This is a genomic window from Bacillus cereus group sp. N14 (assembly GCF_016483555.1).
In the GTDB taxonomy this organism is placed as follows: domain Bacteria; phylum Bacillota; class Bacilli; order Bacillales; family Bacillaceae_G; genus Bacillus_A; species Bacillus_A wiedmannii.
The window spans coordinates 177,150-196,049 of sequence record NZ_JAEHBQ010000002.1 but is presented as its reverse complement, the minus strand read 5'-3'; the positions used below and the strand labels follow the sequence as shown (position 1 = coordinate 196,049).

The window sequence follows — 18,900 nt, the reverse complement described above, 5'->3', positions numbered from 1 at the left end:
AGTAGGGGATCATCTTATAATTTGGAGGTTTCTCATTTTGATTGAAGTATATATTGATGGTGCATCAAAAGGAAATCCTGGTCCTTCTGGTGCTGGAGTGTTTATTAAAGGGGTGCAACCAGCTGTACAATTATCATTGCCCCTTGGGACAATGTCCAATCATGAAGCAGAATACCACGCCTTACTTGCGGCATTAAAATATTGCACGGAGCATAATTATAACATTGTCTCTTTTCGTACAGATTCGCAACTTGTCGAGCGAGCTGTCGAAAAAGAATACGCAAAAAATAAAATGTTTGCACCACTATTAGAAGAAGCATTACAGTACATAAAAAGTTTCGATCTCTTTTTTATTAAGTGGATTCCAAGTAGTCAAAATAAAGTTGCTGATGAATTAGCTAGAAAAGCTATCTTACAAAATTAACGGGGGTATGAGTGTGAAAAAAGATTGGGTTGCTCCTCTTGCTTTATTATTTGTCTCTTTTATTTGGGGAGCTACATTTGTTGTCGTTCAAAATGCTATGTCTTTCGTTGGTCCATTTACTTTTAATGGTATTCGCTTTTTATTCGCTGGAATTATTTTATTGTTCGTTCAAATGATTTTCTCAAAAAAATCTTCAAAACAAGATATACAACAGAGTAGTCTCGCTGGATTAATCGTTGGATTTTTTTTATGCGTTGGCTATGTATTACAAACATTCGGCTTACTTTATACAACTTCTTCAAAAGCTGGTTTCTTAACAGGGCTTAGTATCGTTATGGTACCCATTTTGTCTTTTATCTTTTTAAAACAAAGAGCTACCATTTTTATCGTAATGGGCATTGCTGTAGCAACGGCTGGTTTATACTTATTAACGGCCGGTGATTCTTTTCAATTGAACATTGGAGATATACTCGTTCTCGGTTGTGCAGTTGCTTTCGCCGCTCATATTCTTGTTAACGGCTTCTTCTCTAAGAAAATATCACCATTATTGTTAAGCACGTCGCAAGTATTAGCTGTCGGTATGTTTTCTTCTATTTGCGCCTTTTTGTTTGAAGATTGGGAAAAATTATTTTCAGTAGCACTATGGACGAATTCTTCCTTTTTATTTGCTCTATTTCTAACTTCCCTATTCGCGACATCCATTGCTTTTTTCATTCAAACATCGGCACAAAAACATACGTCTCCAACGAGAGTAGCAATTATTTTCGCAATGGAGCCCGTTTTTGCTGCATTAACAGGCGTTCTCGTTGCAAACGAACAACTTTCTATTTCTGCTATTATCGGATGCCTATGTATTTTCCTAGGCATGGTTTTTGTTGAATTACCTTCCAAAACAAAAAAAGAAGCGCAGGCTGCGTGAAGTTACGCTTGTAACTTCCGCATAAAAGCCTTAGCGCTTTTTTTATCTGTAATTTCTTCTTCTTTCAAACGTTCTAATAACGCAACAAAATAACTCCCATCAAACTGTAATTGATGTTTAATTGTCGCTTCTATTGCTGCGTTCACAATTCCATCAGATGCACCAGTATATCCTTGTCCGAACATAATAAACCCTTGTGCTTCCTCTGATAGTTTAAATCCTTTCGTATGTAAGAATGAAAGATAATCTTCTACTGTTTGCATGATATTCCCACCTACTCAAAAATTCTCCATCTCCTATCATACATGTTTTTACACGCTATGAGAATGAAATTTCTTTGACAACTTTGTAAATCTATCGTCTACTGCATAGACAATAGAGGATTTCCTTGCAATATGAATGAATATGTATAGTGGAACTTATTTCATATTAAAGGGGAGACACGATGAAACAAGCACTATTAATTATCGATGCGCAGCAAGAATTAATGGATGGAAATGAAAAAGAAAATGAAGTTTTTCGTAAAAAAGATCTATTAGCTACACTAAATACAGCCGTACAGAAAGCACTAGATGCAAATGCCCTTGTTGTTTTCGTAAGAGATATCGATGTTGCTTCTGGTAGCGGAGAAGGATTTGAAGTACATAATGAAATTCAAGTACCTCAGTCTGCAATCCTTATTAATAAAGCAGCAACAAACGCATTCTATGGCACTTCTCTACTTGAACTTTTAAAAGAAGAAAAAATTAATCATATCGTTATCGGTGGATGTAAAACAGAACATTGCATCGACACCGCAGTTAGAACAGCTACTGTACAAGGATTTGATGTTACATTAATTAAAAACGGTCATTCCACAACTGATTCTAACGTGTTATCTGCAGAACAAATTATCGAGCACCATAATAAAGTTCTACACGGTCATTATAATGTGGATCATTTTTCTATGGTGAGAGATATCGAGGAAGACCTCTTCCAACCAACTCACGACCAATATCGTGATTAATAAAAAAGAATCCTTCATTTAGAAGGATTCTTTTTTATCCAAAAATTTGCGCTGCAATACTGTATAGTTCCCCATTTCTTTTCAAAAATTGATCACTATTTCTCATCATAATTGGCGGTGTATTAACCTTTTGAAAACCAGTAATCTCTAATTCTTTCATGAAACCTTTCTTTCCTTCTGGTACATCCATTCTTAATCTCCCATCATGCCCTCTTGCTAAAGCATGTACTATTCTCATTGCCATTGCATCATTTTTAGCAACGATCGGTCCTATTATTTTATTTTCTGGCGATTGTACACTTATACCGTATCCTACTACATTTTCTTTTGTATCCTTTATAACGACACACTGATCACTTTGCATAATTCTTTGTTTTAAAAACTCGTTTCGACTTGTTCCAAATGCGCCTTCATCTATTTTTATTATTTCTTCTAAATCCCCCTCTTTATAATTCATCACATATTCTTCATTTCCTTGACAGTTATAATTCGTATTGTACGAGTTACATATGTATTTAGAAATATAGCTCACTGCCCTAAATCCTAACTTTTCGTATAAAGGCTTCCCCTCATCTGTAGCAATCAGCATAATTGAAGTTCGAGCTGATACGCTATTCATGCAAGAACTCGTTATCGCCTTTCCAATCCCTCTTCCCTTATAATCCGGATGGACAATTACCATTCCTATTGACGCTAACGCCTCTCCGTATAATATAATTGCAGCGCTTGCAATCAGTTCTTTTCTCTCATTCCATACGCCATATACAATACCTGAATTAAAAATCGTTTCAACTTCTTCTCTGTTATAATCCCAACCAATATAAGAAGATAATGCAACAATATCATTTATATTATCTTTTCTAAGACGCTCCACTCTTATTTTCAATCCAATCATTCTCCAACCCCTTATTTAGACATTTAAATCATTATTACTAAATCAACTTGTACATGTTTCCCTTTATTTGTCACACACATATCCTATTTTGACCAAGACTATATTGTAAATGAGGTGACAACATGCCCATTACGAATCGATTTTCTACCACCACAAACGGCGCACTCGCTATTACAGGAAATACTTTAGGCTTAAGTAAAATTAGTAATCAAAACCGTGCTGGTACAATCGGGGCAATTGGTGCATTCGCAACTACGAATACCGCTTTACAAGTACCTACTTTTCCTGCTGGTACAACGTTAAACTATACACAAAATAGTTCTACCGCTATTTTAAATATCCCTGCTGGTAGTACGATTCTTTACGCAGAACTTGTTTGGGGTGGCAACTATTTATCTCGTGATCAAAACATTACGAATGTTTTAGGAAACCCTGTTTCTTTTACAACACCTGTTTCAACATACTCAATTACGCCTTCTGCTGTTACAGCTTCTAATCAAACATTCGTTTCCGGATCCGTCACATTTGGATTCTATACACGTTCTGCAGATGTAACATCTCTCGTTCAAGCTGGAGGATCTGGCTCTTATACAACCGGCTCTGTCCCTGGACTTGTGGACCCTATAGATGCTTCTAACGGAACAATTAATTCGGCTGGATGGACACTTATCGTCGCTTATCAAAACGGAACATTGCCTGCAAGAAACTTGACGATTTATGTAGCAGGTAACCGTGTTTCCGCAGAAACTGGTAGTGCCGATGTATCTGTCTCAGGATTTTTAACACCTTCAGGGGGACCTGTAAGCGGGAGGTTATTTTTAAGTTCTACGGAAGGGGATGCTGATTTAACTGGGGATCAAGCATTATTCGGACCAAATTTCAGTTCATTAAACGCTTTATCTGGGCCAAATAATGCGATAAATAATTTCTTCGGTTCTCAAGTGAATAATGCTGCTGGAAATTTAGATACAACTGGAACATTTGGCACACGAAACCAAAGCGCTTCTACAAGTACAAATATATCTGCAGGAAGACAAGGCTGGGACATTACTTCCATTGATATTTCTCCTTATTTAACAAACTCCCAAGTGTCCGCCGCAATCCGTTTAACAACTAACGGAGATGCATATATGTTAAATACAGTCGGCTTACAAATTAATATAAACTCACCAAATATACAAGCAACGAAAAGCGTAAATAAAAGTGTTGCAGCAATTGGAGATATTCTAACTTATACAGTTACTATCCCTAACACCGGGCTCCTTCCCGCCAATAATGCTATTTTTATAGATAGTCTCCCTAGCGGTACTTCTTTTATACCCGGCAGTGTAACAGTAGATAACGTACCACAAACAAATGCAAATCCTACCGCCGGTATATCTCTTGGAACCATTAATAATAACGCTTCTCGCACAGTAACTTTTCAAGCTACTGTCGTTTCTCTTCCAAGCCAAAACCCTATCTCTAACACTGCTAATATTACATTTCAATATACACCGATCGCCGGAGGAACAACTTTTAATGGTCTTGCCACAAGCAACTCTGCAGGAACACAAATTAACCTCGCAGATATTAATGGCACAAAATCAGTTAACAAAATATTTACCGATATTGGCGAAACGTTAACTTACAGTATTGCCTTAGCTAATGTAGGAAATATCGCTGCAACGAACGTTATATATACGGATCCGATTCCTAGCGGGACTACTTTCATTCCGGGAAGTGTAACTGTTAACGGAGTTACTCAAGCTGGAGCGAATCCCGCTAATGGTATATCCATTGGAACTATTGCTGCTAATTCTACGACTACTGTTTCATTTCAAGTATTCGTTCCTTCTATCCCCCAAACAAATCCAATATTAAATAGTGGCTCAACAACATATCAATACATTCCTGTGCCAAATCAACCGGCAGTAAGCGGGACTGATACGACGAATATTGTCTCCACTCAAGTGAACAATGCTACTGTAACAATGACGAAAGCAGTCGATAAAAATTTTGCAGATATTGGTGATACACTAACGTACACCGTTTCCTTTACAGGTACAGGTAATACGAATGCGAACAACGTTATTTTTACAGATATCATTCCTACCGGAACAACTTTTGTCCTTAACAGTTTAACAATAGATGGCACGACACAAGTGGGCGCAAATCCCACTAACGGTGTGAACATTGGATCGATCACAACTGGCTCAACAAAAAATGTTTCGTTTCAAGTAGTAGTAAACACAATACCCGCGCTAAATGTCGTATCTAATGGATCAAGCGCTTCTTATCAATACACTGTCAATCCAAGCCAATCACCCGTTACAAAAAACATTTCTTCTAATCTCGTTTCCACTCAAATTAACAATGCGAATGTAACATTAACAAAATCAACAAACAAACAATTTGCCACAATTGGCGAAACGATAAGTTATACAATCCTTATTACAAACAGCGGAAATACAGCTGCAACTAACGTGCAACTAACAGATCCACTTCCAAATGGAGCGATATTAACTCCTGGTACTGTAACATTAAATGGAGTTTTGCAAAATGTAGATTCTCTCATTGCCTTACCTATCGGCACAATTCCTGGCGGAGCTACTTTTACCCTTTCTTTCCAAGTAACAGTCATCAATATTACCGCCCAAAATCCTATCATTAATAATGCTTTCGCGTCTTATCTATATACTGTAAATCCGAGTCTACCACCAACTTCAAAAACAGCAAATTCTAATTCTGTTACATCAACAATTAGACTAGCAAACCTTCAAGCTACTAAGTCTGTAGATAAAACATTTGCGGAAGTTGGAGATGTATTAACTTATACCTTTGCTCTTACAAACGATGGAAATGTTGCGGCGAACAATGTATTACTATCCGATTCAATTGCGAATGGTACTGCCTTTGTGCCAGACAGTGTTACGATTAACAATGTTACTCAACCAGGCGTTACACCAGCTAGCATCAATATCGGTAGTATCAATGCTGGTACTACAATTACAGCTTCATTCCAAGTATTAATAACTAGTATTCCAAACCCAAATCCTATTTCGAATAATGCCTCCATTTCCTATAATTTTATCGTTGATCCAAACGCTTCACCTGTAAGTAAGAACACTACTTCAACCACTACATTTACTCAAGTAAACGATGCAAATGTCATTTCAGCAAAAACAGTGGATCGGGCGTTTGCTACTGTTGGGGATGTATTAACTTATACTATTCTTTTAACGAATGCAGGAAGTGTTACTGCTGATAGCCCTACTTTTGTAGATACAAATCCAGACGGTACTACCTTTATTCCAAACACTTTCCTTATTAATGGTGTACTCCAAAATAACGCTGATCCAAACGTCGGTGTTCCGTTACCTTCCATTCCTGCTAACGGTGAAATTACTGTTTCTTATCAAGTAACCGTCACTGCTTTACCTACACAAAATCCAACAACAAATTCATCTAGTACACAGTATAGCTTTATTCTAAATCCAGGCGATCCACCAACTATAGAAACCTCTTTAAGTAACACTGTAAGCACACAAATTAATTTAGCAAATGTAGTTATTGTCAAACAGGTAGATTTAACTATTGCTGATGTTGGGCAACCAATCACATATACAATTGCTTTAGCTAACCCTGGGAATACTCCAGCGAATAATGTAGTCGTTACCGACATACTCCCTCCTGGTACGACTCTTGTACCAAATAGTATTTTTATAGGCGGTGCTTTACAGCTAGGTGCTGATCCAAGTGCTGGTCTTCAAGTTGGGACAATTCCCGCAGATGGAATTACAACCATTGTTTTTCAAATTAGTGCAAATAGTTTACCTTCACCAAATCCAGTTCAAAATAGTGCTGCACTACAATATAGCTTTATCGCAGATCCAAATTTACCTGCTGTTGTTAGAAATGCCACTAGCAATATCGTAACGACACAAATTAACACCGCAAATCTTGTTGCTACAAAACTAACAAGTACAAATTTCGCTGATGTTGGCGATGTCATAATTTATGCAACAATTTTAACGAATAACGGCAATATCCCTGCCACTAATGTAACGTTTACAGATATCATTCCAGATGGTACCATCTTCCTTCCTAATACTGTAACGATTAACGGTGTCCCTATAGCAAATGCAAATCCTGCTAACGGCATTTTGATCGGTACGATTGGGGCAAATTCATCACGTACCGTTTCATTCCAAGTTTTTGTACCAACTATTCCTGCTGTAAATCCAATTACGAATCAATCAGGCACTACATTCCAATACACGTACGATCCATCCAAACCAGCCATCATGCAGATGGTGGCCTCTAACACTGTACAGACAACTATTAATAACGCTACGATTACCGCTGCAAAATCTGCAGATAAACAGTTTGCGAACGTAAATGATATTATTACGTACACGACTACTTTAACGAATAGCGGGAACACACTTGCATCAAATGTAGTATTTACAGATGCCATTCCTAATGGAACGTCATTTATTCCAAATAGTGTAACAGTAAATGGCACTACGCTTCCTAATGTAAATCCAGCAACTGGTGTAACAATTGATCCAATAAATCCAAATGCAAATACAATCATCTCGTTCCAAGTAATCGTAAATTCAATCCCTAGTCCGAATCCAATACCGAACCAAAGCAATACAACGTACCAATATGTCGTAGATCCTAACTTACCTCCAGCATCCGCCAATACGCTAAGTAACGTAATAACAACTCAAATTAATAACGCTACTATTATCGCTACAAAGTCAGTAAATACACCGACAGCTGCAATTGGTGATATTGTTACCTATACGATTGCAATGGCAAATACGGGTAATATCCCTGCTAGTGCAACCGTTTTAACAGACGGACTTGGACCAGGTGCATCCTTCATACCGAATTCCGTTACGATAAATAACGTTTCTCAACCTGGATTAGATCCTTCATTAGGTATTCGTTTAGACGATATTTCACCTGGAGGAACTACTTTTCTTACATTCCAAGTAAAAATTCTTGAGATTCCTCCTAGCGGTACTTTAACGAATAACGCCCTTGTAAATTATGAATATACAGTGAATCCAAACCAAACACCTGCTGTTGGAAGCACTGTAACAAACACGACTGCTACCCCAATTATTGATGCTACTTTAGTTTTAAATAAAAATGCGAGTACAACTTTCGCTACAATTGGAGATACCATTACATTCACCTCAGTTGTTACAAACACAGGAAATACTACTGCTAACAACATTGTATTTACAGATACAATTCCAAATGGTACTACCTTTGTCCCAAATAGTTTTAAAATAAACGGTGTAACCGTTCCGAATGCAAATCCACAAAATGGTATCAATATTGGTAACTTGAATGCAAATGCATCGATTACACTCAGTTTTCAAGTAAACATTGCAACACTTCCAAATCCTAATCCAATTCCTAACAAATCATCGCTTCAATATAGCTTTATTGTTGATATAAATGAACCGCCTGTTTCACGAACAGTTCAATCCAATAAAACTTTTACACAAGTAAATACTGCTTCCGTTATCGCAACAAAAACTGCAAGCAGTGCATTTGCTGCTGTTGGAGATACAATTACGTATACAACTACCCTCACTAATAGCGGAAATACTACCGCAAACACACCTGTTTTTATCGATATATTACCACCTGAACTTTCATTCGTTCCTGATAGTATACAAATTAACTCCATCCCACAACTTGGCTTTAGGCCAGATAGCGGGATTTCTTTAGACTCAATTCCAGTTGGAGGAACGATAATAATTAGCTTTCAAGCTATCGTTGGCTCAATACCAGCTACAAATCCAACATTGAACCAATCTAGCACAACATACTCTATCATTGTTGACCCTACGCAGCCACCGGTGACAGAAACAGCTACAAGTAATCCAACTTTAGTTCAAATTAACGAAGCAATCATTCAAGCAACGAAAAGTGTGGACCGTATCTTTTCTGACATCGCACCTGGAAATTCATTTTTAACGTATACTGTTTTATTAGAAAATATAGGGAACACAACTGCTACTAATATCATTTTTACAGATCCGATTCCAAATAATACAGTATTTATAGAGGATAGCGTTCGAGTAGGTGGGGTTTTATTACCTGGAGTAAATCCAGCGAACGGGATACCAATTGGGGATATTATTGCAGGAGATTTTATAAACGTTACCTTCCGTGTGCAAGTAGTTAGCATCCCAAATCCTATTTTTACAATCGGACCTGGAGGACCAAACTCACCAGTTGTAAACGGCGCTTCCATTGATTATCAATTTATGACAGGACCTAATTTACCACTTGTTTCACGAAATACGACATCTAATTCTGTTTCAACACAAATAAATTCTGGGGAAGTTGTGGCAATCAAATCTGTAGATAAAACTTTCGCAACGATTGGCGATACAATTTCTTATACAATTACATTAAGTAACCCTGGAAATGTCACTTCACAAAATATAATTTTCACAGATATTTTACCTGAAGGAACAACATTTATTTCCGGAACTTTGACAAATGATTCTGGTACACAGCAAATTGGAAATCCAGCTAACGGCATTCAGATTGAAAATATAAACCCAAGTGGAACGGCCGTTATTACTCTTAATGTACTTGTTACAAACATTCCAAGTATAAATCCGATTTCTAATTTTAGTTCTGTACAATTTGCACATGTAGTCGATCCTAGCCAACCATCCGTATCACAAACGAATGTATCTAATACTGTTTCGACAACTATTAATAGTGCTATATTAACTACTACAAAAAGTGCTGATAAATCTATCATTTCTGTTGGAGATACGATTACGTATACAACTACTATTACAAATACAGGAAATACTGCAGCAACGAATATTACTTTCACAAGCACTATTCCAGCTAACACTACATTTATACCAAATTCGGTCACAATAAATGGCATCCAACAGCTTGGTGCACAGCCAGCACTTGGAGTAACTATACCAAATATCGCTCCAGGTGAAACAGTAACTGTTACTTTCCAAGTAAATGTTATTTCTGTTCCCCCTTCAAGCTCGATTATGGGTAACGATACGATTTTATATTCTTATACTGTTGATCCAACCGGAACTCCTGCTACTACTTCTACTTCAACGAATATTGTTACCACCCCTGTATTAGACGCTATGATTACGATGATTAAATCAGTCGATCAAACACTTGTAACACTAGGTGATACCATTACCTATACGACAATTTTAACGAATAGTGGTAATACAAACGCAACTAATATTACGTTCACTGACCTTATACCAGATGGTACAACGTTTATTACTGATAGCGTTACAATAGATGGCATCACACAAATTGGTCTTAATCCTAATACAGGCATAACAATTGGAGCAATTGCTCCTAACAGCTCAATAGCAATAGCATTTCAAGTTACCGCTACTTCTACTCCTGTTCAAAATCCTATTGCCAATTCGGCTAATGCTTCTTACACATTTATCGCTGACCCTAATGCTCCTATTGTTTCAAGGAATGTTACTTCAAACACAGTGTTCACTACAATTAACACAGCTACAATTCTTTCATTAAAACAAGTCGATAAATCCTTTAGTCGTATTGGAGACACACTCACCTATACCGTCACTCTATCAAACAACGGAAATTCCGCCGCACAAAATGTTATATTCACTGATACAATGCCAAGCGGAACTACATTTATTACAAACTCTTTTTCTATTAATGGCATTCCCCAAAGCGGTGCGGACCCATCGAACGGTGTAAATATTGGGACTATAACAGCTGGGACTACAGTAACAGTTTCGTTCCAAGTTACTGTAACGTCATTACCAACCGAAAACCCAATTGTAAATTTTTCATCAACATCGTATCAATTAGTTTCACCGCCTGATGCAGAAACTTCAATTAGCAATCCCGTTTCAACGCAAATTAAAGAAGCTATATTATCCATGACGAAAAATGAAAGTGTCTCCTTTGCAGATATCGGGCAAACTGCTTTTTATACTACTTCTATTTCGAACATAGGTAATACGGATGCAACTAATATTGTATTTACAGATGCATTACCAAGTGGACTCACATTTGTTCCTAACACATTAACTGTTGATGGTGTTTTACAACCTGACGCGAATCCAAATACCGGTGTATTACTTGCAACACTTCCACCGAATGAAATATATAGTATCGTATTTCAAGTTACAGTGAACAGCATCCCACCTATTAATCCTGCACCAAATACATCATCAACGACGTATGAGTTTACTGTTGATCCTGTTAATCCTCCCGTTTCAAGTACAGCTAATTCTAACACGACGCTTCTTCAAATAAACAATGCAACTATTATTAGTACAAAAACAGCAAATCTTACTTTTGCGGATGTTGGTAATACAATAACATTTACACTTAACCTTCCTAATACCGGGAATGTAGCTGCAACTGATGTTACCGTTATCGATATACTTGATAGCAATTTAAGTTTCGTTCCAAACAGTTTCACAGTTAATGGGCAAACCATTCCAAACGCTGATTTATCTACTGGTGTAAATATCGGTTCAATTAATGGTGGAAACACATCAATCGTCACATTTCAAGCCATCGTTTCAACCCTCCCAATCAACAATCCTATTTCTAATTCGGCTCTTACCACTTACCGTTATATTGTTGATCCAGATCAGCCGTTCATTTCAACTTCTAATCAATCTAATACAACGACAACACAAGTTAATAGCGCTATCCTTACGGCACAAAAAAATTCAAATGTGGAAACAGTAGATATTGGGCAAGATATTGTCTACTCAGTTACGATTACAAATAGCGGAAATGTTAGTGCGACGAATGTTATTTTTACCGACCTAATTCCAGACGGAACTTCCTTTGAACCGAATAGTTTTACACTTAACGGAACTACCATCCCAAATGCAGACCTAATTACAGGCGTTCCAATTGGTGATATTGCGCCAAACGAATCTGTCATTGTAACATTTCATATTAGTGCCGATGAAATTCCGCCTATAAATCCAATTACCAATCAAGCTAGTGTTAGTTTCCAACATATCGTCAATCCAGCTAATCCTCCTGTTTCAAAAAACATTACTTCAAATAGTGTTACAACAACAATTGAAAGTGCTATTTTAACTACTACTAAAATCGGAGATAAAGCTTTTGCAACGATTGGTGATACGATTACGTATACAACTACGATTACGAATACAGGAAATATTCCTGCTAATAACGTTATTTTCTCAGACCCGATTCCATCGTGGACACAATTTGTTGCAGGATCAGTTATTGTTGATGGCACACCATTAGCATCTGCTTCTATCATTGACGGTATTGGCATAAATACAATCATTCCAAATCAAACTGTAACAATCATATTCCAAGTTCAAATCATAAGCAACCCAACAACGTTCACACCTGAACTCCAAAACTTAGGATTTGTGAACTTCCAATATAACGTAGGAAATGCATTACAGGCTCAGCCTGGCAATGTGGAAACGAACGTCTTCGTTACTTCTATTAATTCAGCAATACTTTCAGCTGTAAAAACTGCTAGTACAGCCTTTGCGAATATTGGAGACACGATCACTTATACAGTTTTAATTCAAAATAGCGGCAATACAAACGCTACGAATGTAAATTTCTCAGACCTCATTCCAGCGGGAACGACCTTTGTTGAAAATAGTTTTGCTGTAAATGGAAGTACTATTCCAGGTGCAAATCCAAATAACGGAGTTAATATCGGAACCGTTAGCGCGGGTAGTTCCTTAACTGTTACTTTCCAAGTCATAGTTACATCTACTCCACCTTCAAATCCAATTACAAACGTTGCATCTATTCAATTCGCATTCATCGTTGATCCAGCAGCTCCTCCTGTTACAGGCACAGTAACTTCTAATAGTGCTTCTACACAAATTAATAACGCTACTGTTACAACGGTTTTAGAAGCAAATCGATCAATCGTATCTATCGGAGATATCATTACGTATACAGCAACATTAACAAACACTGGAAACTTCCCTGCAAATTCTGTATTACTCATTAACGGCGTTCCTGAAGGGGCATTATTTGTTCCAAATAGCGTCACGCTTAACGGGATCTCACTTCCAGATGCAAGTCCAACTCTCGGTATTCCAGTTGGTATTATCGCACCAGGTGATTCTGCTACTATTACGTTCCAATTTCTTGCAAGTTCTATTCCACCGCAAGGAGCAATTATAAATCAAGCACTTACAAGTTACACGTATATTGTCGACCCAAGTCAACCTCCAGTTACAGCAACATCTTCATCTAATACGGTAAATACAGCTGTCGTTGATGCATCGCTATCTGTAATTAAAAATACAGATTCTCTCGTACAATCTACTGACGGTACAATCACTTACACTGTAGTCGTTCAAAATAACGGAAATACAACTGCAAATACAGTTACTTTAACAGATTTGGTCCCAGAAGGAACTGCATTTATTCCGAATAGCGTAACTATAAATGGCGTTTCAGCCCCAGGTGCTGATCCAAACGTAGGAATCTCCTTAAACGCCATTGCACCTTCAGAAATCGTCACCGTCACATTCCAAGTTATCGTTCAATCCATTCCAAGCGTGAATCCAATTTCTAATATAGCCCGTATTGACTATACTTTTATCGCCGATCCAACTGCTCCTATCATCTCTCGAACAATTACGTCTAATCCAGCTTTCACACAAATTTCGGATGCGAATGTTCTTTCTTTAAAAGCAGTCAATGCACAACAAGCAACAACAGGTGATATTTTGACCTATACGATAACGCTAGAAAATACTGGAAATATTCCAGCTACTAATCTCATATTTTCAGATACGCTTCCAGAAGGGACTACATTCGTAGACAATAGTTTTACACTTAACGGAACAACTATACTTGGTGCAAATCCAAATGTAGGTGTTACTTTGCCTAACCTAGCAGCAAACGCTACTCACCTTATTTCGTTCCAAATTCTTATTAACGATCCATTCTCACAACAATTGATTACAAATCAATCTAATACAACATATACAATTCAACCAGACCCAAGGCAACCGCCTATTACTGAAACATCTACAAGTAATATTGTCATTACAAATTTCGTGCAAGCACAATTGACAGTTACAAAAACGTCCAATCCAATAACTGTAGATATTGGCGGAACTATACTTTATATTTCTGAAGTGAAAAATAACGGAAATGTTGACGCAATAAATATTACTTTTACAGATTCTATTCCAGCTGGGACTACATTCGTTCCAGACAGTGTCACAATTAACGGTGTACTTCAGCCTGATGCAAATCCTGAAAACGGAATACCAATTGGAACGATTCCACCAAATAGTTCCAAAACGATACTATTTCAAGTACAAACAAATAATCCACCTACTGAAACTGAAATTGTAAATCAATCATCTGTAAATTACCAATATGTAAGTATTCCTACAGCTCCACCAGTGAATCGTTCTGCAAATTCTAATATTGTTACAACATCACTTCAAAATGCAAATATTATTTCTGTTAAACAGGCGGATGTTACTTTCGTATCCATCGGGCAAAATATTACCTACACAAATACACTACAAAATATAGGAACTGTTCCAGCTAACAACACGGTGTTCATTGACAACATTCCAGAAGGTACTATATTCATTGAAGATAGCTTATCAATAAATAATGTGATTCAGCCTGGTGTGAACCCTGAAAATGGAGTAACCCTCGGCACGATACAACCAAATGAAACAGTCACTATTTCATTCCAAGTACAACCTACAAATATACCAGAGGGCAACACAGTCATTAACATTTCAGACACTTCATATGAATACCAAATTGACCCTAGTTCTCCGATTATTCAGCGTAGATCATTATCAAATGCAGTAAATACTGAAGTGCGGACGGCAAATATTAGTGCAATTAAATCCGCTAACAGATCTATTACACGCACAGGTCAAATCATCACATATACAGTCGCAGTTACAAACGCTGGTACAGTACCTATTACAAATACTCTCCTAATTGACGCAATTGCTGCTGGCACCACATTCGTTCCAAATAGCATTCTTGTAGATGGCATACCGAGACCTAACGAAGATCCAATTACCGGAATCACCCTTGATATTATCCTTCCAAACAATACAATTATCGTTACATTCCAAGTAAATGTAGTCTCTGCACCTTCTCAAAATAACATTAATAATATCGCCGTCATCCACTATGAGTATCAGCCAGACCCAAGCTTGCCACCAATTTCAGAAACGACATCTTCCAATACTACAAATATACAATTTATTGATGCCATTCTTATCGCTACAAAATCCGCTAATACAGTATTAGCTAATATTGATGAAACCATTGAATATACAGTACTCATTCAAAATAACGGATCCACTACAACTAACTCCATCTTTTTTACAGATACTATAGAGGATGGAACAGTATTTATTCCGGGAAGTGTAACAGTTAACAACACTGTACTCCCTGCAGCAGATCCAAATATTGGATTTTCTATTCCTAATATCGCATCAGGTCAATCAACAACAATAATATTCCAAGCTTCCGTTACGAATTTACCTGCTGTAAACCCAACACCTAATACTGCAAACATCGTCTACGATTTTATTTTCAACCCTGACTTTGCACCTATTCAAAAATCTACTACTTCCAATACTACTTTCGTTCAAATTAATGACGCTGATATCGTTTCACTGAAAACTGTTGATTTGACCTCTGTAGCAATTGGTGACATTTTAACTTATACAACAACTTTAACGAATACAGGAAATACGAATGCTACTTCTGTTGTATTTACAGACAATATCCCTGATGGAACAACCTTTATAGACGGTAGTGTTTTAGTAAATAATATCCCTCAGCTTAACGCGGATCCAAGTACTGGTATACTTGTAGGAACGATTGCTCCTAACTCTTCTATCCCAGTCACGTTTTCCGTTACCGTGGTATCTCTTCCAGCTAGCAGCCGTATCCAAAACCAATCAACTTCTCGTTATACAATTAATGGTGAAGAACAAATATCGACTAGTAATATTACCTTCACTGAAGTTATTTCTGCTAATGTAATCGCAACAAAAACAACACCTATCCAATATGCTGACCTACAAACGATTATCCCTTACACCATTTCCATCACAAACAATGGGAATATACAAGTAGAAAACATTATCGTTACAGATATCATCCCAGCAAATACGAGCTTTATAGAGAATAGTGTTATTGTGAATGGCACCGCTCGTCCAAATGACAATCCACTTAACGGGATACAACTTGATAACATTCCGCCTAATACGACAGCAACTATTCTATTCCAAGTACGGGTTACTTCCATTCCACAAACAAATCCAATCTCTAACACGAGTACAATTGAATACCAATACACGTTACCAGATCGACCACCTATTACCGAAAATATTATTTCATCAGCTGCCGTAACAACAATTAATCATGCGACTTTGAATAGTAATAAAACTGTTGACCGTGCATTTGCAACAGTCGGTGACACGTTAACGTATACGATTACACTCAATCAAACTGGTAATGTTGCAGCAAATGATGTAGTCATTCAAGATATGATTCCTCAAGGTACTACGTTTGTTGAAAATAGCATCATTGTAAACGGGGAAACTCTTCCGGGAGTGAATCCAGTAAGCGGGATACCAATTGGCACTATAATTGTAGGTGGAAATGCTATCGCTTCCTTCCAAGTAACTGTAACTTCTATCCCGACACCAAATGAACTCAACAACAAAGCAATTACTACCTTTAACTATATAGTCAATCCAAATAACGTACCCGTTACGAATACCACTACAACAAATACCGTCACAACAACTGTCCAAAATGATAATGTCTTTGCTATTAAGTCTGTTGATGTAACGAATGCATTACCTGGTCAAACTGTAACGTATACAATCACAATTACGAATAGCGGTAATGTAACGATTGAAGATCTTTTTGTCATAGACACCGTACCAGTAGATACAGCCTTCGTTACGGGCAGCGTTACAATTAACGGAATCAATCAGCCTAATGCAAATCCTGAAATTGGTATTTCATTAGGAAACCTTGTTCCTAATGAATCTGCTATCATTACTTTCCAAGTAACAATATCTTCTTCAACTCTTCAATCTGCAATCAATAACGATGCTTCTGTTTCCTATACTGTTACCATTGATCCGAATGAACCGCCTATTACAATTACAAAGCAAACAAATACCGTTACAACAACAGTAGTTGATCCGATGGTTCGCATTGAAAAGACAGCTGATAAATCTATCGTAACAACAGGAGAGACCATAACTTTCACATTAGAAGTAATAAATCATTCACCAATTCCTACAATCAGTACTTCTATCCTAGATATCATTCCAACTGGTACAACATTTATAGAAAACAGCGTAACCATTAACGGCACTCCTGTTTTAAATGTCCGTCCAGACACTGGTATGAATATCGGTGCTTTACCAGCTGGCTCCGTAGCAAAGATAGCATTTAAAGTTCTCGTCACGTCTATCCCTTCAAACAGCACAATTATCAATTCTGCTTCCGTCACAGCCGCCTTCCAATTGACACCACAGGACCCAATTATTACTTTCATTGACAATTCAAATATCGTTCATATACCAGTTCAATTTATAACTGCAACAGTAGTAAAAGATGCTTCCGTCAGCTCAGCTTATTTAAACCAATATTTTGATTATACGGTGCGTATTACAAATACTTCTGATATTTCACTTTCAAATGTTTCATTACAAGATACCATTCCACTAGGTTTACAATTTATGAACGGCACTGTCTTTATTAACAGCGAACGCTCTCCACTAGCGAATCCAAATATCGGTTTCCTAGTCGCTACTAATTTGGAACCAAACGAAACAATTATTGTATTATTCACAGTACAAGTGATAAGTCCACCTGTTAATAATGAATTCAAAAACACGGCGAATATTTCGTTACAACTTCAAGTCTCGCCTACCGATCCACCAATTACAGTAACCGTTACAAGCAACGAAAACATCGTCTCTTTTATTTCAGAAAATCCAGATGAAACACTTCCAAATTTAAATTGCTTCTTTAACGGTGAACGTTTTATACGCATTACCCCTCGAAATATACGAAATTACTTTTGGACTTGGATTTGGTGGAAGTAATAAAAAAGAAAAAGCTTGTAGTTTGGATACTATCCAAACTACAAGCTTTTTTCATAAGCAAAATTATCAATTGCTAGCACCACTATATGCTACATGTCGTTTCTCAATTCTCTCTTCAATTTCTTTCATATTTTCTTTATTATTTAATAGTGATTGTTTATTTTCAATTAATAATTGTTTAAAAGATTTTCTCACTTTTTTTCTCATTTTCATTGTCCTCCTTGGGGGATGGTTTATATAAAAGATAAGGAATTATCTGTGTGCCCTTATAATAATTGATTGTTGTGAATTCCATTTGAACTTCATATGAAAATTTCATTTATTTTCTGACAACTTTGTGAACATACAAAAATGTGATCATCCTAAAACCATTTTGAAATTGCTTCATTTCATTATCAAAGTTGCTATTGTCATCAACTTCTATCAATATATTTTGTCGAAACATTTATATATTTAAAATTGAGTTCGATATAATTTTATTTACTACGATACTGTTCGTAA

At 36.9% G+C, this 18,900-nt stretch carries 7 protein-coding genes; 4 read left to right on the top strand and 3 right to left on the bottom strand.

What is annotated here, in order from left to right; translation table 11 throughout:
- Positions 1-37: 37 nt before the first annotated feature.
- Together JDS82_RS04375 and JDS82_RS04370 are read left to right on the top strand one after the other, a co-directional pair.
- A complete protein-coding gene (locus JDS82_RS04375; RefSeq protein WP_000573873.1) occupies positions 38-424 on the top strand; it encodes a reverse transcriptase-like protein in 387 nt (128 codons plus the stop codon).
- A gap of 13 nt (positions 425-437) precedes the next feature.
- Entirely contained in the window at positions 438-1,343 is a 906-nt protein-coding gene (locus JDS82_RS04370) for a DMT family transporter (protein WP_000711192.1), read from the top strand.
- Between the two features lie 2 nt (positions 1,344-1,345).
- On the opposite strand, the gene JDS82_RS04365 is transcribed toward JDS82_RS04370, so the two are convergent.
- Positions 1,346-1,606 carry a DUF6123 family protein gene (locus JDS82_RS04365; protein ID WP_001195212.1) on the bottom strand — a complete coding sequence of 87 codons (261 nt, stop codon included), beginning with the start codon at positions 1,604-1,606 and terminating at the stop codon, positions 1,346-1,348.
- Positions 1,607-1,788: 182 nt separating this feature from the next.
- Between JDS82_RS04365 and JDS82_RS04360 the strand changes: the two genes are divergently transcribed.
- Positions 1,789-2,349 (top strand): cysteine hydrolase family protein, encoded by a 561-nt coding sequence (locus JDS82_RS04360; protein WP_199712757.1) that lies wholly within the window; start codon positions 1,789-1,791, stop codon positions 2,347-2,349.
- Positions 2,350-2,383: 34 nt separating this feature from the next.
- Here the strand turns inward: JDS82_RS04360 and JDS82_RS04355 are convergent, their stop codons facing one another.
- On the bottom strand, positions 2,384-3,244 hold the full coding sequence (locus JDS82_RS04355) for a GNAT family N-acetyltransferase (protein ID WP_199712756.1): 861 nt from the start codon (positions 3,242-3,244) through the stop codon (positions 2,384-2,386).
- Positions 3,245-3,366: 122 nt separating this feature from the next.
- Here JDS82_RS04355 and JDS82_RS04350 point away from each other — a divergent pair, with 122 nt between their 5' ends.
- A complete protein-coding gene (locus JDS82_RS04350; protein ID WP_199712755.1) occupies positions 3,367-18,399 on the top strand; it encodes a DUF7507 domain-containing protein in 15,033 nt (5,010 codons plus the stop codon).
- Between the two features lie 66 nt (positions 18,400-18,465).
- On the opposite strand, the gene JDS82_RS04345 is transcribed toward JDS82_RS04350, so the two are convergent.
- Positions 18,466-18,606 carry an FbpB family small basic protein gene (locus tag JDS82_RS04345; protein ID WP_001228048.1) on the bottom strand — a complete coding sequence of 47 codons (141 nt, stop codon included), beginning with the start codon at positions 18,604-18,606 and terminating at the stop codon, positions 18,466-18,468.
- Between the last annotated feature and the right edge of the window lie 294 nt (positions 18,607-18,900).

Bases quoted from the DNA above. Each gene is read 5' to 3' on its own strand.
- JDS82_RS04365 (WP_001195212.1), bottom strand. From the start codon at position 1,606: ATGCAAACAGTAGAAGATTATCTTTCATTCTTACATACGAAAGGATTT.
- JDS82_RS04360 (WP_199712757.1), top strand. From the start codon at position 1,789: ATGAAACAAGCACTATTAATTATCGATGCGCAGCAAGAATTAATGGAT.
- JDS82_RS04355 (WP_199712756.1), bottom strand. From the start codon at position 3,244: ATGATTGGATTGAAAATAAGAGTGGAGCGTCTTAGAAAAGATAATATA.
- JDS82_RS04350 (WP_199712755.1), top strand. From the start codon at position 3,367: ATGCCCATTACGAATCGATTTTCTACCACCACAAACGGCGCACTCGCT.
- JDS82_RS04345 (WP_001228048.1), bottom strand. From the start codon at position 18,606: ATGAGAAAAAAAGTGAGAAAATCTTTTAAACAATTATTAATTGAAAAT.